19 protein-coding genes and 1 tRNA gene are annotated in these 18,616 nt (G+C 41.2%); 12 read left to right on the top strand and 8 right to left on the bottom strand.

The genetic code is table 11. The features are described 5' to 3' along the window. Positions 1–1,218: 1,218 nt before the first annotated feature. Complete coding sequence (gene lepB / locus RMZ43_RS28995; protein WP_322648578.1) at positions 1,219–1,791, top strand: signal peptidase I; 573 nt, start codon at positions 1,219–1,221, stop codon at positions 1,789–1,791. Positions 1,792–1,974: 183 nt separating this feature from the next. Here the strand turns inward: lepB and RMZ43_RS28990 are convergent, their stop codons facing one another. Beyond that, positions 1,975–2,508, bottom strand: coding sequence for a ComEA family DNA-binding protein (locus RMZ43_RS28990; protein ID WP_322653690.1), 534 nt, complete (start codon positions 2,506–2,508; stop codon positions 1,975–1,977). Between the two features lie 14 nt (positions 2,509–2,522). Next, the gene (locus tag RMZ43_RS28985) at positions 2,523–2,900 is read right to left on the bottom strand and encodes an SHOCT domain-containing protein (RefSeq protein ID WP_322653691.1); all 378 of its coding nucleotides are present in this window, start codon (positions 2,898–2,900) and stop codon (positions 2,523–2,525) included. Positions 2,901–3,088: 188 nt separating this feature from the next. Between RMZ43_RS28985 and RMZ43_RS28980 the strand changes: the two genes are divergently transcribed. Together RMZ43_RS28980 and RMZ43_RS28975 are read left to right on the top strand one after the other, a co-directional pair. Further along, positions 3,089–4,018: a J domain-containing protein gene (locus RMZ43_RS28980; protein WP_322653692.1), complete on the top strand. Its 930-nt coding sequence runs from the start codon at positions 3,089–3,091 to the stop codon at positions 4,016–4,018. Positions 4,019–4,143: 125 nt separating this feature from the next. Beyond that, the gene (locus RMZ43_RS28975) at positions 4,144–4,467 is read left to right on the top strand and encodes a DUF1825 family protein (protein ID WP_109011164.1); all 324 of its coding nucleotides are present in this window, start codon (positions 4,144–4,146) and stop codon (positions 4,465–4,467) included. Positions 4,468–4,535: 68 nt separating this feature from the next. On the opposite strand, the gene RMZ43_RS28970 is transcribed toward RMZ43_RS28975, so the two are convergent. Beyond that, entirely contained in the window at positions 4,536–6,461 is a 1,926-nt protein-coding gene (locus RMZ43_RS28970) for a transglycosylase domain-containing protein (RefSeq protein WP_322648574.1), read from the bottom strand. Between the two features lie 180 nt (positions 6,462–6,641). Here RMZ43_RS28970 and tyrS point away from each other — a divergent pair, with 180 nt between their 5' ends. The 5 genes from tyrS to gmk all read left to right on the top strand — a co-directional run bounded on the left by tyrS (position 6,642) and on the right by gmk (position 10,929). After that, positions 6,642–7,832, top strand: coding sequence for a tyrosine--tRNA ligase (gene tyrS / locus RMZ43_RS28965; protein ID WP_322653730.1), 1,191 nt, complete (start codon positions 6,642–6,644; stop codon positions 7,830–7,832). Between the two features lie 21 nt (positions 7,833–7,853). Beyond that, complete coding sequence (gene pyrF / locus RMZ43_RS28960; RefSeq protein ID WP_322653693.1) at positions 7,854–8,585, top strand: orotidine-5'-phosphate decarboxylase; 732 nt, start codon at positions 7,854–7,856, stop codon at positions 8,583–8,585. Next, positions 8,582–9,268, top strand: coding sequence for a hypothetical protein (locus RMZ43_RS28955; RefSeq protein WP_322653694.1), 687 nt, complete (start codon positions 8,582–8,584; stop codon positions 9,266–9,268). The genes pyrF and RMZ43_RS28955 overlap by 4 nt, the downstream gene beginning before the upstream one ends. Before the next feature lie 553 nt (positions 9,269–9,821). Next, a complete protein-coding gene (gene remA, locus RMZ43_RS28950) occupies positions 9,822–10,088 on the top strand; it encodes an extracellular matrix/biofilm regulator RemA (RefSeq protein ID WP_109011161.1) in 267 nt (88 codons plus the stop codon). 241 nt (positions 10,089–10,329) lie between these two features. Next, positions 10,330–10,929, top strand: coding sequence for a guanylate kinase (gene gmk, locus RMZ43_RS28945; protein WP_322653731.1), 600 nt, complete (start codon positions 10,330–10,332; stop codon positions 10,927–10,929). A 72-nt stretch (positions 10,930–11,001) separates the two neighbouring features. On the opposite strand, the gene RMZ43_RS28940 is transcribed toward gmk, so the two are convergent. The 3 genes from RMZ43_RS28940 to RMZ43_RS28930 form a co-directional block, all read right to left on the bottom strand. Further along, the gene (locus tag RMZ43_RS28940; protein WP_322648571.1) at positions 11,002–11,523 is read right to left on the bottom strand and encodes a photosystem I reaction center protein subunit XI; all 522 of its coding nucleotides are present in this window, start codon (positions 11,521–11,523) and stop codon (positions 11,002–11,004) included. A 278-nt stretch (positions 11,524–11,801) separates the two neighbouring features. Then, complete coding sequence (gene psaJ, locus RMZ43_RS28935) at positions 11,802–11,951, bottom strand: photosystem I reaction center subunit IX (protein WP_322648570.1); 150 nt, start codon at positions 11,949–11,951, stop codon at positions 11,802–11,804. 39 nt (positions 11,952–11,990) lie between these two features. Continuing rightward, positions 11,991–12,485 (bottom strand): Photosystem I reaction center subunit III, encoded by a 495-nt coding sequence (locus RMZ43_RS28930; protein ID WP_322648569.1) that lies wholly within the window; start codon positions 12,483–12,485, stop codon positions 11,991–11,993. A gap of 354 nt (positions 12,486–12,839) precedes the next feature. Here RMZ43_RS28930 and tsaD point away from each other — a divergent pair, with 354 nt between their 5' ends. After that, positions 12,840–13,889, top strand: coding sequence for a tRNA (adenosine(37)-N6)-threonylcarbamoyltransferase complex transferase subunit TsaD (gene tsaD / locus RMZ43_RS28925; RefSeq protein WP_322653695.1), 1,050 nt, complete (start codon positions 12,840–12,842; stop codon positions 13,887–13,889). Positions 13,890–13,961: 72 nt separating this feature from the next. Here the strand turns inward: tsaD and RMZ43_RS28920 are convergent, their stop codons facing one another. Both RMZ43_RS28920 and RMZ43_RS28915 read right to left on the bottom strand, forming a co-directional pair. Continuing rightward, positions 13,962–14,879, bottom strand: a complete 918-nt coding sequence (locus RMZ43_RS28920) for an alpha/beta fold hydrolase (RefSeq protein ID WP_322648567.1) — start codon at positions 14,877–14,879, stop codon at positions 13,962–13,964. A gap of 152 nt (positions 14,880–15,031) precedes the next feature. Beyond that, positions 15,032–15,751 (bottom strand): hypothetical protein, encoded by a 720-nt coding sequence (locus RMZ43_RS28915; RefSeq protein WP_100899857.1) that lies wholly within the window; start codon positions 15,749–15,751, stop codon positions 15,032–15,034. A gap of 529 nt (positions 15,752–16,280) precedes the next feature. Between RMZ43_RS28915 and RMZ43_RS28910 the strand changes: the two genes are divergently transcribed. From RMZ43_RS28910 to RMZ43_RS28900, 3 genes are all read left to right on the top strand, one after another. Then, a complete protein-coding gene (locus RMZ43_RS28910; protein WP_322653696.1) occupies positions 16,281–16,832 on the top strand; it encodes a GNAT family N-acetyltransferase in 552 nt (183 codons plus the stop codon). A gap of 296 nt (positions 16,833–17,128) precedes the next feature. Beyond that, positions 17,129–17,202 (top strand) — tRNA-Pro (locus RMZ43_RS28905). Positions 17,203–17,811: 609 nt separating this feature from the next. Then, positions 17,812–18,615, top strand: a complete 804-nt coding sequence (locus RMZ43_RS28900; RefSeq protein ID WP_322653697.1) for a Tic22 family protein — start codon at positions 17,812–17,814, stop codon at positions 18,613–18,615. The last annotated feature ends 1 nt before the right edge of the window (position 18,616 follow it).

The following is an 18,616-nucleotide window of genomic DNA, read 5'->3' as shown; positions in this document are numbered from 1 at the left end:
CTTTCAGAAAAGAGTCTAATAAACTATTAGCTCTATTCTTGATAAGATATATCTTACTGCCTACTAGCATTCCTTCCTTTTTAAGAAAAAGTTAAATTTTTAACTTTTAGAATGTTGCCTTGAACTTTCTATGAAATAGACAGACGAAAATCCATTAAATATAGTTTCTCATTGCCAAGGGGCATTTATTCGTTAATTTAGATGCTTTTAAAGCATTCAGCAAAAATGATTCTATTCAACAGCTTAACTCTGTTTTTGATGCTGGTACTTAAGCCTAAATTCCTAGTAGCTTTTTGTCTGTTAATTTTCTTCTTGATAGTAAGGGAGATTTATATATTATTAATAGTACAATCTAGTATATACTGTCACAGTAAAATTACGCAATTTATTCAAATCTTGATAGCCCTACTGTTAAAGCAGTACCTAATTGGTATAAAACATACTAATGTTGAAACTCAGTAGAATTAGTTGACGTAAAATTCAGAATATGTAAAATTTTTGAAATACACGTAATCGCGTGATACAGATAAAATTATGAAACGCAAAACCCAACATTTATCGGAGTTGCATCTCATACTTCGCTGTGCAAAGCTGACGCAAACGACCCAGCCGACAAAATTTATTGCACTAATTTTAGGTGGCTCACGTCACTAGATATACTTAGATTTTTTCACCCAATCAAATTAGATCACTATATTTAAGTAAAGCATTCGCTAAGGGACTTTCAAAAAAAAATACTCGGCTATTTGTTGTAGGGTGAGCTGAAAATACCGCCTTGTCCTATCGGCAGGCGAGACAACCACCTTACAAAATTGGGTAATTTATTTGTTGGAAGTCCCTAAACTGTATTTGCCATTCAATGAGCAATTTTCTGCTCAAAGAAAAAACCGACTGGCTGTATCGCTCTACCAATCGGTAACTACTTTTTTAGCAGTAAGAAGCAAAATTGAAAATCATCTCATAACTTGCCTTATAATTGCAGCAATTAGAATTAAAATTTTTAATTATCTATTTAAAAATCCTAATTATTACCTTATGTTGCCTTAAACAGGTCATAGTTGATTTACAGTAGTTTTGCTTATCTTTGGTAGATGCGATAATTGTATTATTTAATATCTAGTATGGATTTATGCAGAATCCAGCTTGTTTATTAGTATACCTTTTGAGTCAAAATAATCAAGGTATTTGTTCCACTTCTTAAACTGGCTAGAAACTTTTATGATTCCTCACGAAAGTGATGCAAAAGAAGATCGTCCGTCGTTAAAAGTATGGCGTAGTTGGCAAGAAAATCTGATTTTAATTGTGATCGCATTGTGTTTGGCATTTTTTATCAGGACTTTTATCGCCGAACCCCGCTATATACCTTCTGATTCGATGCTGCCTACCTTACATACAGGCGATCGCTTGGTAGTTGAAAAAATATCCTACCATTTTCACCCTCCCATAACTGGGGATATTATTGTTTTTCAGCCACCCGCAGAACTACAACGTCGAGGATATCCCAAAGACCAAGCCTTCATCAAGCGGGTTATTGGCCAGCCTGGTGAGGTAGTTAGTGTTGCTTCTGGCAAAGTCTATCTCAACGGTCAACCTTTGACAGAAGACTACATCGCTGAACCCCCAAATCAGCCATATCGGCCAGTGAAAGTTCCAGAGGATGAGTTTTTTGTTATGGGAGATAACCGCAACGATAGTAATGACTCTCGTTATTGGGGCTTTTTACCCAGAGAAAATGTCATTGGTCGAGCAGCGTTTCGCTTTTGGCCTCTTAATCGCATTGGGTTTATTTAAATAGTTAGGAGTTAAGAATTTGGAGTTAGGAGTTAGGAGTTATATAGACTTAACCCCCAACCCCAACGCTACAAGGGTTGGGGAGTAAGATTCAAAACCTCTCTTCTGTAAGGAGAGAGGTTTGGAGAAAGGTCAAAATATATTGCATACAAACGAAAAGCCCTATATTTTAAAACTTCTAACTTAAAACCTTAAATAATACATCAGTTGAGCGATCGCATCACCAGTTAACTCCAAACGTCGTTGGAAATCAGCCAGGTTACGGTAAGGCCCGGCTGATTGCCGATTTTGAATCACTGCTTGCGCTAGAGACAAATCTATAAATGGAATTTGGGCTAAATTTTCAACTGTTGCTGTATTTGGGTTGATTAAATGGGCTGGACTTTCTAAAGATTCGTGGTCATAGTAAATAAAATTCAGCAGAGGCTTTAATGGTTCCAAACGCGGCGCTGGTACAGCCAAAGCCGCAGCAATATCTTCAATACAGTAAAATTTAACACCCGAACGCGAAAGTTCTACAAGCGATCGCGCTTGGTGAATTGACAAACCTGGTAAGCGTAACCAATCATCTACAGTCGCTTGATTAGCATCAATGCGGATACCTAATTTAGCCGCTAGCTGAATTTCTTCTCCAGATTGTAGGCGATAGTAAGGATCGTTGAGGAGCTTGGCCCGAAGTTTTTGCAGTCTGGGATTCAAAGGTAGCCAATTATTCATGATTGTCGCTTACCTCAAGAAATCTGGTCTAGCAATTGGCGGCGCTTTTGCTCAAATTCATACTCTGAAATTAACCCATCCTGGCGCAGAGCATCTAATTCCCGCATTGCGTCAGCGATCGCTCCTACCTGATTACTCACTTTTTGTGAGTTTCTTGTTGCTGACTTGCCTAGATTAAAATTACGATCAAAAATTTCTTCATCTTGAGCTAAATACCAAACTCCCTCAATGGCACTAGCTACCTTGGGGATCGGTGTCCATGAAAGCAACACATACAAAACGCCCCATAACCTCTGTCCCAGATAGAATTTATGTAATCCTGAAATTGGTGCAAGTGTGCCAGAAAAAGCTAAAACAGCAGCAACACTTCGACTTTTGCGCTTAGTCAACATATTTTTAATAAATATACCAATACCATAGTTCCTACAATCAGCAGTCAACTACCCTGTCTTGTCCTTGAGACTTTTAGATAGGAAGTCCCAGACATAATTTAGTATTTGCAGAAATTTGAGTAAGTTTCACATGACTGTGCATTGAGCTTTGATGCTAATTTTAAGTTTTTAACAGCTTAATTACTACTATGTCACAGACCTTCCTACCGCCAAAATGGCTTGAACAGCTTTGTGATCCTTACGCTGTGCTAGGAATTTCTGTAATTGCTAACGATCGCCAGGTTTTAAAACGCTATCACACTTTAGCGAAACTACTACATCCCGATCGCCATACCAAAAACTGCAATCCAGACCAAGAATTAGCAACGGCAATATTTAGCCATTTAATCAATCCAGCTTATGAACAACTGAAACATCCACAGAAGCGCTTGATGGCGATCGCTATGCTGCGATCGCTTGCATTTGATTTAGAACAGAAGCCTTTGTCTTCTCAAAGTGCCGTAGCTCAGAAAATTATGGAAATGTCTACACCCCAAGCAGAATTGTTTTACGAAGAAGCGATCGCCACCTATGCAGAAGATCAATACAAATCATTAGATCAGTTTTATCGGGTGACGCAACAAATTAATACACTAAATTTAGTATACTTACGGTTACATAAACCAGACCTACAATCAACACAAAAACCTCTTAGCATCGTTTCTGAGGTAGAAGTTAAGCCAGTTGAATTGACATTAAATGAAAAAACTAGTGTCAAACCAGTTGTGACATACGCTCAACGTCACTACCAGCGAGCTATTGAGTACGTCAAGCTAGCCAAGTGGCCCTTAGCCGTGCAAGAATTGCGCGATGCCATCAAATTAGAGCCAAATAACAGCGACTATTATGCCTTATTAGGTTTGGTACATTTCAAACAAAAATTTCTCGGCATGGCCAGGGTTTACATCCATCAAGCATTAAAACTGAACCCGCAAAATTCACTAGCTTTGAAATACGCTCCCGAAATGAAAATTCAATCTGGTAAAAACACCAATCCCAAATCAATGGCTACAGCTATAAGTATTGCGGCTTTATTAAATCGGTTTAGTCAAAAGAAAGGTTCTCAAGTCAAGTGGTGAAATTTCGGTAACAAACCGTACTAAAACCGAAGCATTGTTACTAGATTACTCTCCTAGACTAAAATAATAATAGAAGTAAAACTATTAAGCTCCTGAGTCTGGACACTCAGTTTAATATAAGCAATATGGGATTCTTCGATTCTGAGATAATTCAGCAAGAAGCAAAACAGCTGTTTGAGGATTATCAAGCACTAATCAAGCTTGGTAATAACTACGGCAAATTTGACCGCGATGGCAAAAAGCTATTTATTGAGCAAATGGAAGCCATGATGGATCGGTATCGCATCTTTATGAAGCGCTTCGAGCTATCAGAAGATTTCATGGCACAAATGACAGTAGAACAACTGAAAACACAATTAGGTCAGTTTGGTGTCACCCCACAACAAATGTTTGACCAAATGCACCTCACTTTAGAACGGATGAAAGCCGAGCTAGAAAAACAAGCCTAAAAAAAGTTAGTAGTTAAGAGTTAGGAGTTCTCGATAAACTCATAACTCATAACTTATCACTCTTAACTTTAATTTGACTTGGGACGAGGAAACTGGGAAGGTGGCTTAAAGTTTTCTACTGGTGTGTTCTTCAGTGCCTTCTCCATAAAATCTTTCCAGATGGGAGCAACCATAACACCACCTGTTGCATGGTCAGCTAATTGTCTGTTGTCATCTCTCCCCACCCAAACAGCAGTTGTTAGTTGTGGTACAGTGCCAACAAACCAAATATCTTTTTCTGATGATGTTGTTCCCGTCTTACCTGCGGCTGGGCGACCGATAGCAGCCCCTTTACCTGTACCTTCAGAAATTACCGATCGCATCACATCGATAATTGCTGCTGAAGCCCAAGGATCGAGAACTAGCTGTGGTTTAGGGGTATTGTCTAGCAACACGTTACCACTACTATCGGTGACACGGGCAATTACAGTTGGTGGAGATTGCCAACCATAATTAGCAAAGGTAGCGTAAGCACTAGCCATTTCCAAAGGTGTGACACCAATTGCACCGAGAGGCAAAGAAGACACAGGTTCCATTGGACTCATAATGCCCAAGGTACGGCAGGTTTCTATGACTCTATTCATGCCCACAGCCTTACCAATCTTGATCACGGGAATGTTACGCGATTGGGCTAAAGCTGTGCGGATTGGCATCGCTCCCCTAAAACTATTATCATAATTTCTGGGAAAGTACCAACCGTTACCATCTCGATAACTAACTGGAGCATCTACTACTGTTGTGTCTGGCCCATATTTACCAGTAGCAAAAGCAGTATAATATACAAACGGTTTAAAAGAAGATCCTGGCTGGCGTTGAGCTTGAGTTGCACGATTGAATTCACTGGTTTTAGGATCTATCCCACCCACCAATGCTTTAATAAAATGTGTGCGCGGATCTATTGACACCAGAGCCATTTGATTTTTAGATAATCCTTGCTCCAGAAGGGTTTTATGCCACTTACTAACGGTTTCTTCTGCCATAATTTGGAAGTTGGCGTCAACCGTAGTTTGTACCCGCATCCCGCCTTTAAGTAGTGTCTCACGCCCAAACTTTTTAGCCAACTCCTGCGCTACAGTATTGGTTACATAAGGTAGGGCACTACCTTGAAAGGATTTGATTTTACCAAGTTTGATTTCTTGTTTGAGGGCATTGTCATACTCTGACTGGTTGATCCAGTTCAACTCCAGCATCCGTCCTAGCACTTCTTTTTGTTTCTGTTTGGCCAGCTTCATGCTCACAAACGGACTGAATTCTTCTGGTGCTTGGATCAAACCCGCCATCATTGCTGATTCACCCAAGGTTAAATATTCTGCTGACTTATTAAAGTAACTGCGAGCTGCCGTTTGTACACCATAATTGTTATGACCCCAATAAACTTGATTGAGGTACATTTCTAAAATTTGGTCTTTGGTAAGAATTTGTTCTAACCGAATTGCCAGCACCGCCTCGGCTAACTTGCGGGTAAAGGCACGCTTTTGAGACAAAAATAGGTTTTTTACCAATTGCATAGTAACAGTAGAGCCACCCTCTTTGACTCCACCTGCTACAGCGTTAACTACTATAGCCCGACCAACACCAGTGGGGTTAATACCGTGGTGATCGTAGAAGTGACTATCTTCACTTGCTAATACTGCCCGTTTTAAGTTCGGGGAAATTCTATCCAGGGGCACGACTTCCCGGTTGGCTTCTCCGTGGATACTGGTTAAAAGTTTACCTTTAACGTCATAGATGTAAGTTGTTTCTGAGGGAAAAAAGTTACGTAGCTGTCTCACATCTGGCAAATTGCGGAAACTAATGGCTAAGCCAACCAGTCCTCCGGCTACAATGGAACTTGCCAGCATGGTCATTGAGAGGAGAGTACCGCCAGCTACCTGACCGACTCCTTTCAAAAACTCAAAACCTGATGAAGCCTGACGTTGTGGCTGCTTATCTTCAAAAGTTCTAGAAGACGACACGGCGATTTCACTTCCTCACTTGTAAATTTAACTGTAATTGATAATTGATTGGACGAAGCAAGGCGGTTAATTTTTTGCAATTATAGTAGTTTGGCAGATGAGAAAGCGGATAAATTGCAAGTGTTTATAACCAACTTAACTTCTGGTGTGCAAAACATAGCTAACAGTGGATTTTCTAGTATGACGCAAGATTTAGCTTGGCTGCGTCGTGGTGTGGTAGAAGTTTTCCCACAACCAACTGATGTTAACAGTGAAACTCTAGAAAAGCGCTTGGTAACTACAAACCAACCTTTGAGGATCAAATTGGGCATTGATCCCACAGGTACCGATATTCATCTTGGTCATAGCATACCAGTACGGAAACTGCGAGCGTTTCAAGATGCAGGACATATAGCAGTTCTGATTATTGGCGATTTTACCGCACGTATTGGCGATCCGACAGGTAAATCTGAAGTGCGCCGTCAGCTTACAGAAGCAGATGTAGCCCAAAATGCTCAGACTTATCTTGACCAAGTACGTCCTATCTTGGATTTTGACACACCAGGAAGGTTAGAAGTGCGCTATAACTCCGAATGGCTCTCTAAACTCAACTTAGAGAAAATTTTGGAGTTACTCTCCACGATGACGGTAGGGCAGATGTTAGCTAAGGAAGGATTTGCCGATCGCTATAAAAAAGAGAATCCAATTTTTATCCATGAGTTCCTGTACCCGTTAATGCAAGGTTTTGATTCCGTTGCTGTTGAGGCAGATGTGGAATTGGGAGGTACTGATCAAAAATTTAACATTGCTGTGGGCAGAGATTTGCAACGCCACTTTGGTCAAAAGCCACAGTTTGGGATGCTGCTGCCGATTTTGATTGGCACGGATGGGGTGCAAAAAATGTCTAAGTCTTTAGGCAATTATATTGGCTTATCAGAACATCCGGGGCAAAAATATCAGAAGTTACAAGGAGTTCCCGATCATCTGCTAGAACAATATTTTGAACTGCTGACAGATTTACCTTTGGATAATCTGCCAGAAAATCCCCGCGATCGCCAAACACTTTTAGCTTATGAAGTTGTCAAACAGTACCACGGCAAACAAGCAGCTAAAGAGGCGCAAGAAGCTGCCCAAAGTGGCGGAAAGGAAGGTGCTGTTCCAGAATTCTCTCTAGCTGAGGTATCGCAGTTCCCCGCTAAGTTAGCCTATATTCTCAATGTCACTGGCTTATGCAAAAGTACGGGTGAAGGAAAGCGGAAAATTCAAGAAGGTGGAGTGCGTTTAGATGGCGATCGCATTACCGATGTTGATACTACTTTTGCTGAACCCGCTCAGTTACAAGGTAAGGTTTTACAAGTTGGGAAAAATAAGTTTGTGCGTTTAGTGCCTTAAATGGGCAGTGGGGAGTAGGGAATGGGGAATAGGGAACAGGTAGAACAACGAGTTATTGTGGCTTTGGATGTGCCGGATGAACAAAGTGCGATCGCTCTTATAGATCAGCTACCGCAAGTCGGTTTTTGGAAAGTCGGTTTAGAATTATTTACCAGTACTGGCCCGAGAATTCTGGAAGTGTTAAAGTCTCGGCAAAAGCGCATTTTCTTGGATTTAAAGTTTGATGATATCCCCAATACCGTTGCTGGTGCTTGCCGGAGTGCAGCTACATACGGAGTGGATTTACTGACAATTCATGCTACTGCTGGTAGAGATGCCCTGAAAGCTGCAACTGAGGCGGCACAGGAAGGGGCTGTAAAAGCAGGTATACAACCACCAAAATTAATTGCGATTACCCTGCTAACGAGCATTTCTGCTAGGCAGTTGGCATTTGATTTAAAAATACCCCTAGAATTGCCAGAATATGCTCTAGAAATGGCCCTGCTGGCTCAGGAATCTGGTTTGGATGGGGTAGTTTGCTCGCCTCAAGAGGTGGCACAGCTACGACAAACTTGTGGAAATGACTTTTTGCTTGTTTGTCCGGGGGTTAGACCAACTTGGGCTGATATTGGCGATCAAAAGCGATCGCTCACTCCAGCACAAGCAATTATTGCTGGTGCAGATTATCTCGTGATTGGGCGTCCCATTACTACTGCTACCGAGCCGCAGTTAGCCTGGAAAAGGATTTCTGAGGAGTTAACCACGGTGGCATGAAGCTAAAAGTTAGTAAGAAGCCGGGGAATAAGGTGCAGGGTGGAGGGGAGAAGAATTTTATCTCTTCGCTCAAAAAGAAAAATTATAGTTTGCTTTTAGCTTGTGGCTTCTGGGTTTTAGTATCAAATAGCCTTGCTTACCCAGCCTTCTCGATAAACCTCACCCTTAAACCTTCTGCGCTAGCAGAAAAGGAAAATGTCAACGGTAGGGTGAAGTCTTTATGTTCTGAGCAAAATTTAGAAACATTAACTATACAGCTACTGCAAGATTTACCTAGTTATACTAATCGTGCTAGTCAACGCGCCCGCCGTCTCAGCAGAAGCAGTGATGTTTACAGTTATATGCTAGTAGCAGGAAGACCTGAGTTTATTCCTTTGCCCCTTAACCTTGAAGAATATAGTGCAGACGCTTCTAAAAGTTCAGCATCAGGAATTGAGCAAGTTTTCTTTACTACCTTAGAACGGCAGTACATAGGAAAGAAAGCGGTAGAATTGCAGGAATTCCACTGGCTATTGTTGACTAAAACTAAAATTGGTTGGCGTTTAGTAATGATGTTTTCTCAAACTGGTTCCTATTCAGCACAGCAGCCACTATCTCCGCCACGCGATAGTAGTAACGGCAATATTGCCCAAGGAATAAAAACTTGGTTACGCGATTGTCAAGCTGGAAGTGTACGTCATTGAAGAAGAAAAGGGGCAGGGAGCAGGGGAAAGAACCCCATAAATCAATACGCTTGGGTTAAAGATTTTTGGTATTGATTTTAGGTATGTAGAGACTAGCAATTGCAACGTCTCTTGCATTGGATTTGGTATTTAACTGAACTTTATTGCCCTAAAACCTAATTCCAAATCTTCGTAAATTAGGAGAATATTAAATAATGTCTAAAATACTCGCTCAAATTATTTCTGAATAGGATTATCACAAAAAGAAAAGTGGATTGAATTGTTTTCCACAAACTTGCCTTTATAGCATTGAGCAAATTTTAGATGTGGATTATTTACCACCATTTATTTATTGATAAAGTACACCACCCAACTAGCTTGTATCAGTGTAATTACGCCTGTATCTATGGGAGGATTTTGAGGAAAAATAGCTGATAAATAGTGAAAAAAAAGCAGACATTATTTAAAAACGAAGGCTGGCTTGAATTTAATCGTTGTGACTCCTGTTTTTTGGCGATAACATGTAAATAAGTTTACTTTAAGCTTCTCAAACCGCGTTTGGCGTCAGTTTTTTATGGAGATTCAGTTAATTAATATCGGTTTTGGTAACATCGTGTCTGCCAATCGAGTAGTTGCCATTGTCAGTCCAGAGTCTGCCCCGATTAAGCGGATTATTACCGATGCACGGGACAGGGGTCAACTGGTTGATGCAACTTACGGTCGGCGGACTAGGGCTGTAATTATTACCGATTCCAGCCACGTAATTCTGTCGGCAATTCAGCCGGAAACGGTAGCAAATCGCTTTGTGATTTCCCGCGAGCATCAAACTGTAGATAATTGATTAAGTGTGGATTAACAATCTCACTTTTATTTGCACCGTATCGGTAGTACCATGTGAATTAGACAAGTTTTATGTCACCCTTGCTACAAATTCTTTAGTCACTAGTACAGTGCGGCGCAAATAAACCACCCGCTTGAAATGTCTAAAACCTTTACGAATTACGCAAAGCGTTAGTAGTGGACTTGGCCAGGAACATAAAACTAATGAATAATATCTATTGATTGATTCACAGATTGAGGGGATGATGCCAGTTTTACCCATCCAGAGTATTGCTACTACCGAAGAACGCTTACATTTAGGCAGGTTGATTGTCTTAACTGGCCCCAGTGGGGTCGGTAAAGGCACTTTAATGCGATCGCTTCTAAAACGTCATCCAGAACTTTATTATTCTGTATCCGTAACTACTCGTTCTCCTCGTCCAGGAGAAATCGATGGCAAAGATTATTACTTTATCAGCCGCAGTAAGTTTGAACAATTACTTGCTGAAGGTGAATTTTTGGAATGGGCAGAATTTGCTGGGAACTATTATGGCACTCCCCGTGAAGCTGTACTTAACCAAATTCATTTTGGCAAGTTTGTAGTGCTAGAAATTGAGCTAAAAGGAGCAAGACAAATTCGTGCTTCCTTCCCCAGTGCCCTGAGCATTTTTATTTTACCGCCTTCTTTTGATGAATTAGAAAAACGGATACGCGATCGCGCCCACGACTCTGAAGAAGCGATCGCCCGTCGCCTACTCCGCGCCCAAGAAGAAATTCAAGCCGCAGATGAATTTGATATTCAAGTCGTTAATGACGATTTTGAAACTGCTTTAAATGACATTGAAACGGTTTTGTTTAAATAAGTTAGGAGAGACGCGATTAATCGCGTCTGTAGAGGAGTTAGGAATTTAAACCCCTAACTCCTCATTTCTAAATTAACCAAATAAACCTTGAATTACTCCCAAATTGCTAGTCAAAAAGTAAGCAACTACTGCACCACCAATACCACCAATTAAGAAAGAACTGGCAAAATTGTTCCAGCTTTCTTTAGAGTTAAAAGCATCTACTGGAGGATTGGGTACAGTAACACTAGCAAGTGCTTTCGGAGGATTGCTATTCGCATACAGGGATAGTCCCGCAGTTAGAAGAACAATCAAGCCAATAGCTGCCAATAATCCAGCTAAGTTTGCATTAGCTGTATCCCGCAGTGGGCCCAATTTGGCAAAGGGGCCAAATATCCAGTAACCATGAGCCATACCAACTTCTAGCCCACGTCTGGAAGGAGTTATACCAGGACGATAAGCTGGCAAGTTATTAATGAACCACTTGCTTAAGGGAGAAGAATTAATCGGGGTTTCTAGATTACCGATTTGTTGATTGCGGAATGCAGGAAAAACAACTTCCCGATTTCTCGGATCGCTGGGGGAATTCTTTGATGCATCTACTGCTTGTGCCATATTTTATGTTCGCCTCTAAATTTAAAATGGTGGCATTTTTATATTAATAATAATTGTCGCTAAAGATGTTTTTTGCGTAATAAGTTTAGAAAAATTAATTTAGCTACTTTAAAAACAGTGAAACTCGTTATCTGTAAACAGAATCACGAGTTTCAAAAAACTATTTTTGCTGCGTATCTTCGTGATAATTCCGGCTATTTAGGCAGAATACATCCACTACATAATATTAGGCAAAAAATTAAGACATTCATTCAACTGTCCCAAATCCAATTCTCCACTTATGGCAGTGGGTGGAAAAGTAGATCGGGGAAAAAGCGATTGAACTCAATCAAGATACCGGCTGTGATGAACAGCCATATCGTAGCTGCCACTGGCGCTGTAGTAATAAACTTAACCAAATAAGATGATTGGTTGTTATTGTCTGCCATGAATTTAGTCTCCAAAACAAATGAATTAGTTAAGATGATTTAGCGTGGAGAAATGGGGATTTCTGTATCCTTAGCTGCCAATTTGTTAGATAACAACTCTTGGATTGCTGCTACTGGCCAAGTAAAGCCTGACGCTATTATCGGTAGTGCCAAACCAATATCGATTTGGATTTCTTTTTGTTCAGGGTTCGGGTCTTTTTTGACCGCTTGCAGATAGGCACGACCTACCCAGCCAATCCAACCAGCAATATATAGAAACAGAATGCTGGGGATCAAAAAGTCACCAGCATGATCTAGACGGCCATCAACGATCAAGTGAGGATAACCCTCAGGCCCACATAGCTCTTGAGAATAACGCTCAAACCGCTTTCTCCCAGATTGGGGATCGGCAGTGGTATTACGGGCATTAGCAGCTAGCTGTTGAAAAGCGGGATTGTCACTACACGGTGTCAAATTAGCCCCTAAAGCTTTTGCTGGGGAGGCAAAATTGAACCAAAGACAAATCGCTAAAATCAAAGCAAACAATCGTCGCATAGAGTTGTTTCCTTTTACTACAAAACAAAAAGTTTTATGTACAAAACGAAGCGGCTTGTACAGTGTTTATTTGCATAACTAGGAAGTCATCATACTCTTGGGTGGGAACCGAGTAAAGTTTAAGTAAATAAAAGTTAAAGCTTCTCAACCAAAATGAGTGGCGAATGGGGAGCAGGGAGTGGAAAATGGAGAGTCTGAGGATAATAATTGATTGTAGTAGGGTAGTTATGGAGTCTTGAGTATAAGAATTTTCCTTGTACGGTAGTAAACAAGTAAGATTTTGTTTGTGCTACTCAAAACTCATAACTCATAACTTGGAACTCCCTACTCCCCACTCCCTACTCCCCACTCCCAATGACAACCGTTTTAGCAATAGAAACCAGTTGTGATGAAACAGCAGTCGCAATTGTTAACAATCGTAAAGTTTGCAGCAGTATTGTAGCCTCGCAAATACTAGTCCATCAGCAGTATGGCGGGGTAGTGCCAGAAGTAGCGTCTCGTGAACACTTGGAAACGATAAATGTTGCGATCGCTCAAGCCTTAGAGCAAGCCCAACTAGACTGGGAAAAAATTGACGCAATTGCTGCCACTTCTGCCCCTGGACTCGTAGGAGCGTTGTTGGTAGGGTTAACTGCTGCCAAAACCCTGGCAATGGTACACAACAAACCATTTTTGGGAGTTCATCACCTTGAAGGTCACATTTACGCAACTTATTTGAGCGAACCAAGTTTAAACCCCCCTTTCTTGAGTTTATTAGTTTCTGGCGGACATACAAGCTTGATTTTTGTCAAAGATTGTGGTATTTACGAAATGCTAGGACAAACTCGTGATGATGCTGCGGGTGAAGCTTTTGATAAAGTGGCCCGATTATTAAAGCTGGGTTATCCGGGTGGCCCAATAATTGACAAGTTGGCACAACAGGGGAATCCCCAAGCCTTTGCTCTACCAGAAGGAAAAGTTTCTTTACCTGGTGGGGGATTCCATCGTTATGATGCGAGTTTTAGTGGATTAAAAACGGCTGTATTGCGTTTAGTGCAACAGTTAGAGAAAGATGGTGGACAAGTACCAGTGGCAGATGTAGCAGCTAGCTTTCAGGAAACCGTAGCGCGATCGCTAACCAAAAGAGCGATCGCCTGTGCCCTAGACTATGGTCTAGACACAATTGCAATTGGTGGCGGTGTTGCAGCCAATAGCGGCTTAAGAAAAAACCTCCAAGCCGCCGCCGTTGAACATAACCTACGCGTCCTATTCCCACCTCTAAAATTCTGTACCGATAACGCCGCCATGATTGGCTGTGCCGCCGCCGAACATCTATCTCGTGGTCATACATCCTCTCTCACACTAGGTGTTGAGTCTAGGTTAGCCCTTACCCAGGTGATGAAGTTATATCAACCTATTAAGTAGTCATTAGTCATTAGTCATTGGTCATTAGTCATTTGGAGGAAGAACTTTCTGTTTGCTCTAATGCCCCATGCCCTATACCCTATAACTATTGACTATCGCTCGAATATGTTCAGCTACAGCATCCGGCTGTTCCAACATAGCTAGGTGTCCACAATCAGGAATTTCTAGAACATTGTCACCACAATATTGGAACAGTCTGTGAAAGCTAGCTAAATGGCGTACATACTTAGGTTCCATAACCTTATCTTCAGCACCAGCCAAAAAATAAACTGGCTGCTTCAATTGGGATACTAGTTCAGGTAAACGATTGATTTCTTCTTCGGTTGTAGAGTCTAACAGACTTCCCAGAGCCGCTTCTGGGTCAGCCACAACAAAATCTATTACCCGTTGACGTGCCCAATGGCGACCCAAAGGACGAGCGACACTGGCTCTGGTAAACAGCAAATCAATCAAAGGCACTTGGGATAGCCAGCGCGGGCGAACTTGCAAAAATTTCTGACCCGCCGAGCGAAACTGCTCAAAGGCTTCTTTGAGGTAAATACCACCGCCAGCGTTGATACAGATCACTCCCTTAACACACTCAGGTATTTGATCTGCTCCCCAAAGAGCGATCGTACCTCCCAAAGAGTGACCAATGAGCCAAGCACTCTTAATATTCAGCTGTTTCAGGAGAATTGCTAAATCCTGAGCATAGGCAACAGGAGTATAAAGAGAATCGATTGTTGAGCCAAGCGCATTACTGGAGATGGGCGTTAGGCTCAAAGACATTTCTGCCCGACTAAAATCAGTTTTCACCTGAGATTGGGATTCACCAAAACCCCGCAAATCATAGGAAAGGCACTGCAAATCATCTGATAGGCGGGAAATCACAGGTTGCCAATATCCACGGCTATTGAGCCAACCGTGGATAAATACTAAAGCATCGGGACAGGAAGTGGGAGCCGTTAGCTCGTATGCGTGTGGAACGCCCAAGATTTCGATAGTTGCCATACTTATATCGTAACCTTAAGGGCGGGTGCGACTAAATACGGAGTGTGAAAATTTAGAAATAGAGACACGATTAATCGCGTCTGTACAGGAGTTGTTAATTTTTAACTCATAACTCATAACTCCTAATTCCTAACTCTTAACTCATAACTTTTTCATTTATCCAGCAACCTCTGTCGCACCCCTTCAGCAATTTTATGACCTAGATATTCAGGAATAAGACTTTCATTCGGCCCCAACAAGTAAAGAATTAGCCGTGTACGTCCGCGCCAAACTAGTAAATTTGCATTGACTACCAGCAAATCTTCTTGCCAGATGGCGTACATCACTTTGTAGAATAATCCTGGTTGATTATCGGCTTCAATCATTAGGGCAGGGAGATGAAAGACCGGATCAACATAGAACTCAGTTTGTACCTGCTCTAAGCCAGTATCAAGATTAAATTCTACTGCCAGCATCTCTTCTACCTCAAACCGACCTCCTAAAGCTTCACGAATAGCACGACAGACATTTTCTGCGGTTTTCTCGGTTAAGGCTTTACTACCACGAGATACCAACAATTTAATAAAAACTAACATTGGCGGCCGGATCTGACCGTATAGACTCAGACCGTGAATAGTCAACCCATAAGCTGCTAGTACACCAAAAATATCGCTGAGAAGAAAAGACTGGTTACGATAGGCAAAATGCAGGGCGCTTTTGCTACCTTCAGGTTTCAGTTCAATAACAGCGCGTCTAGTTTTATAGAGACGGTAGGCTAGCCGCAAATTTTGCAGTTGAATCTCACTGCTGACGAATTGCTCATAAAACTGAGGAAACGCTCGGTTGAAGCGTTTTAGGAGTTCCAGTGTCGAAGATTTTAAACCAGAAGCCATTGTTAAGGGTAAGACTCGCTTGCTTTCATCACTTGGGGACTAGGGGCTGTTGGGGACTGGGGACTGGGGAAGAATTTTTTTAAATACTCAATTTTTTGTATGCAATTCACTCCTAAGCTAACGTGCATTTAAACTCTATACGAGCAATTGCCAGGATTAGGTTTTTCCATTTTGAATTTTGAATTACAGCAGTTTGCTTTTTAAGCTAGGTACAAAATGCAAGGCTTACGCATCACATATTCAGACCTCCTGCCTCAAAACCCGCAGCTTCGTACTTCATGCAAAAGAAAACTGCTGTATTTATATCCTTACCCTTTTGGTGAATTTCTCCTAGCCTCTACAACAAAATGCTAAAGTTGAAAATGATTGGTGTGAAACACGTCCTAACTGGCTCTTACCATTGCAAATCCCGAAAACAACCGAAAAAATTTGAGTGTAAAAGGTAGTAAATGGGGTAGCTATGTTAGACGTGAATCAACGCTCCTGAGAGTGGAAACCAATTCAGTTATACTACCCGAACCACGTTGGCATGGGTTTTTGGAAAACTTGGTTTAGTACTCCTGAATCTGTAGCACCTAGTAGGACAAACCCCTTTGAAGAATATAAAGCCGATGCTGCGGGCAACTCCAACTCCAGCAGCCTTAGCGAAGCTTCTTCAAAGGAAACTCGCATCGTCTTCAGTACGGAGCGAGACATTGACCTTTACGAGCTAGAAGAACTCTGTGATGCAGTTGGTTGGTCGCGTCGTCCTCTAAGAAAAGTGAAAAAAGCTATTGAGCATAGTTTTCTCGTCGCCTCAATGTGGCAGGTGAGAGGAAACCAAAAGCGGCTCATTGGTTTTGCCCGTGCTACCTCAGATCACGCATTTAATGCAACTATTTGGGATGTCGTGGTTCACCCAGACTTTCAAAGTCAAGGACTGGGCAAGGCACTGATGAAATACGTTCTCAAAAAACTTAGGAGTGAAGAAATTAGTAATGTCACTCTCTTTGCTGATCCCCATGTTGTAGATTTCTACCGAACTATGGGGTTTATGGCTGATCCGGAAGGCATTAAAGGCATGTTCTGGTATCCTCACTAGCGCTTAATCAAAATCAAACCCGATTTACACAAAAAAATCAGGTAAAATAGCGAAAATCTATTATTTTGATGTGGTTTTGCTTTTTTCTGCCGACGAAGGCGCAAGTATATATCTTGTAAAACTAAGTCGGCAAAAAACCTTTATCAGTAAAAAATGTAATTTATCTTGTCTTTGGCAAATGATAAAAAAGATTAGGCATAAGCGGTCTGATGTGATATATTCATCTTAGTGCTTTTGGTAAAGCGCGATCGCTTTGATCAAATAAAAGCAAACCAGAAAAAGCAGATAAGTTTAAACGGGATGTAGCGCAGCTTGGTAGCGCGCCTGCTTTGGGAGCAGGATGCCGCAGGTTCAAATCCTGTCATCCCGATTTTTGAAATAATTAAATTGTTTAACAGTTCAGATGGATTGTCTAAAGCTGTCTTCTTAAGATATGCAATTAAATTATAAATTTTTTTCGATAAAAACAAATTGGCTGTTATAGTGTTGAGTTAGGTGTTGAAGCCTAACAAGCAAATTTCGCTTTTAAGCAGTAAGATATTCCTAACACTAAGCTTTGTATAGATTTGAGAAGATATTAAAGTAAGCGGTATGGAACGATTGATTAAGTAATAGCGTCACCCCATATTAGCGAAAGCCAGATAAAATGGCATTTATTAGATTCAAGATCGAATACAGAGAGACTTTTGACTGTTTGAAAATACATAATAATAGGCATCTACAGCATTTCGTGGTGAATAACAAAACGAAATCGAGAAAAACACAACTTTCGCATAGTCGATTTTTCAAAACGCCAGTATAGCAACCCTAAATAGTTGCGGAATATTGGATTTTGACCGTTGAGGTTAATGCTCAATCTCAACGCGCACAATGAATTTTTCACAATTGAAATAGATTGCTATATAACTAAAGCTAGTTGATGCTGTGCAACATCCAACCGTTTGTTTAATTAATTGGACTATTAATACGAGGAGCAATCATGAAATCATTTATTCGCTTAGGCGCAACATTGGGTATAGCTGGGACTGTATTTTTAACAGGGCTTTCAGGAATAGGCAATCAAGAGGCGATCGCATTACCACAAGATCAGGTAGTGAAAAAGCTCCAAGAAGTACCTGTATTTACGCTCACCAATCCCAAAGGCGAATTCGTAGTACTTTCGAGGAAGAACGAATCTAAGCCAATCTCGCAAGTGGGATTTTTTATTAGCAAGCAAGATGCTCAAAAATTCCTTGACAATCGGCTCAAAAAAGAAAACCCCCAGTTGGCAAGCACCCTACAGGTAAGACCTTTGTCCTTGGCAGACTACTATAAAATAGTCCAAGAAAGCAAAAAGAAATCAGACTCTGTAATTTATACTTTAGTACCGTCGCAAGCACAGGTAGCTTCGGCAACAAGTATGCTGAATCAAAATGGTAAAAAAGGGGAGCAATTTAATGGTATTCCCCTATTTGTACCCAAATTTAAGAAAGATAATAGCTATTTGACGATTCCCCTCCCCAACGGCAAAGAGCGGTATATCCCTTTCTTTTTTGAGAAAGAGCAAGCAACGGCTCTGTTAGACGAATTCAAAAAAGCGGTTCCAAAGGAAGGAGCTAACACTGAAATTCAGGTGGTGGATTTGTACGGTGTTATGGAAGCTCTAAATAGCAGTACCGACCCTAGTATCAATAAAATTGTTCTCTATCCATCGCGGGAGTCGATCAATTTTATTCGCTCGCTTGCACCGAATCAATCTCCAGCTGCCAAGCCTGCTGCTGCACCCGCTACTCCAAAAAAATAAC

Source organism: Nostoc sp. CmiVER01 (genome assembly GCF_034531135.2).
Classification (GTDB): domain Bacteria; phylum Cyanobacteriota; class Cyanobacteriia; order Cyanobacteriales; family Nostocaceae; genus Nostoc.
The sequence above is the reverse complement of the archived record's forward strand: the minus strand, read 5'-3'. Positions and strand labels throughout refer to the sequence as shown.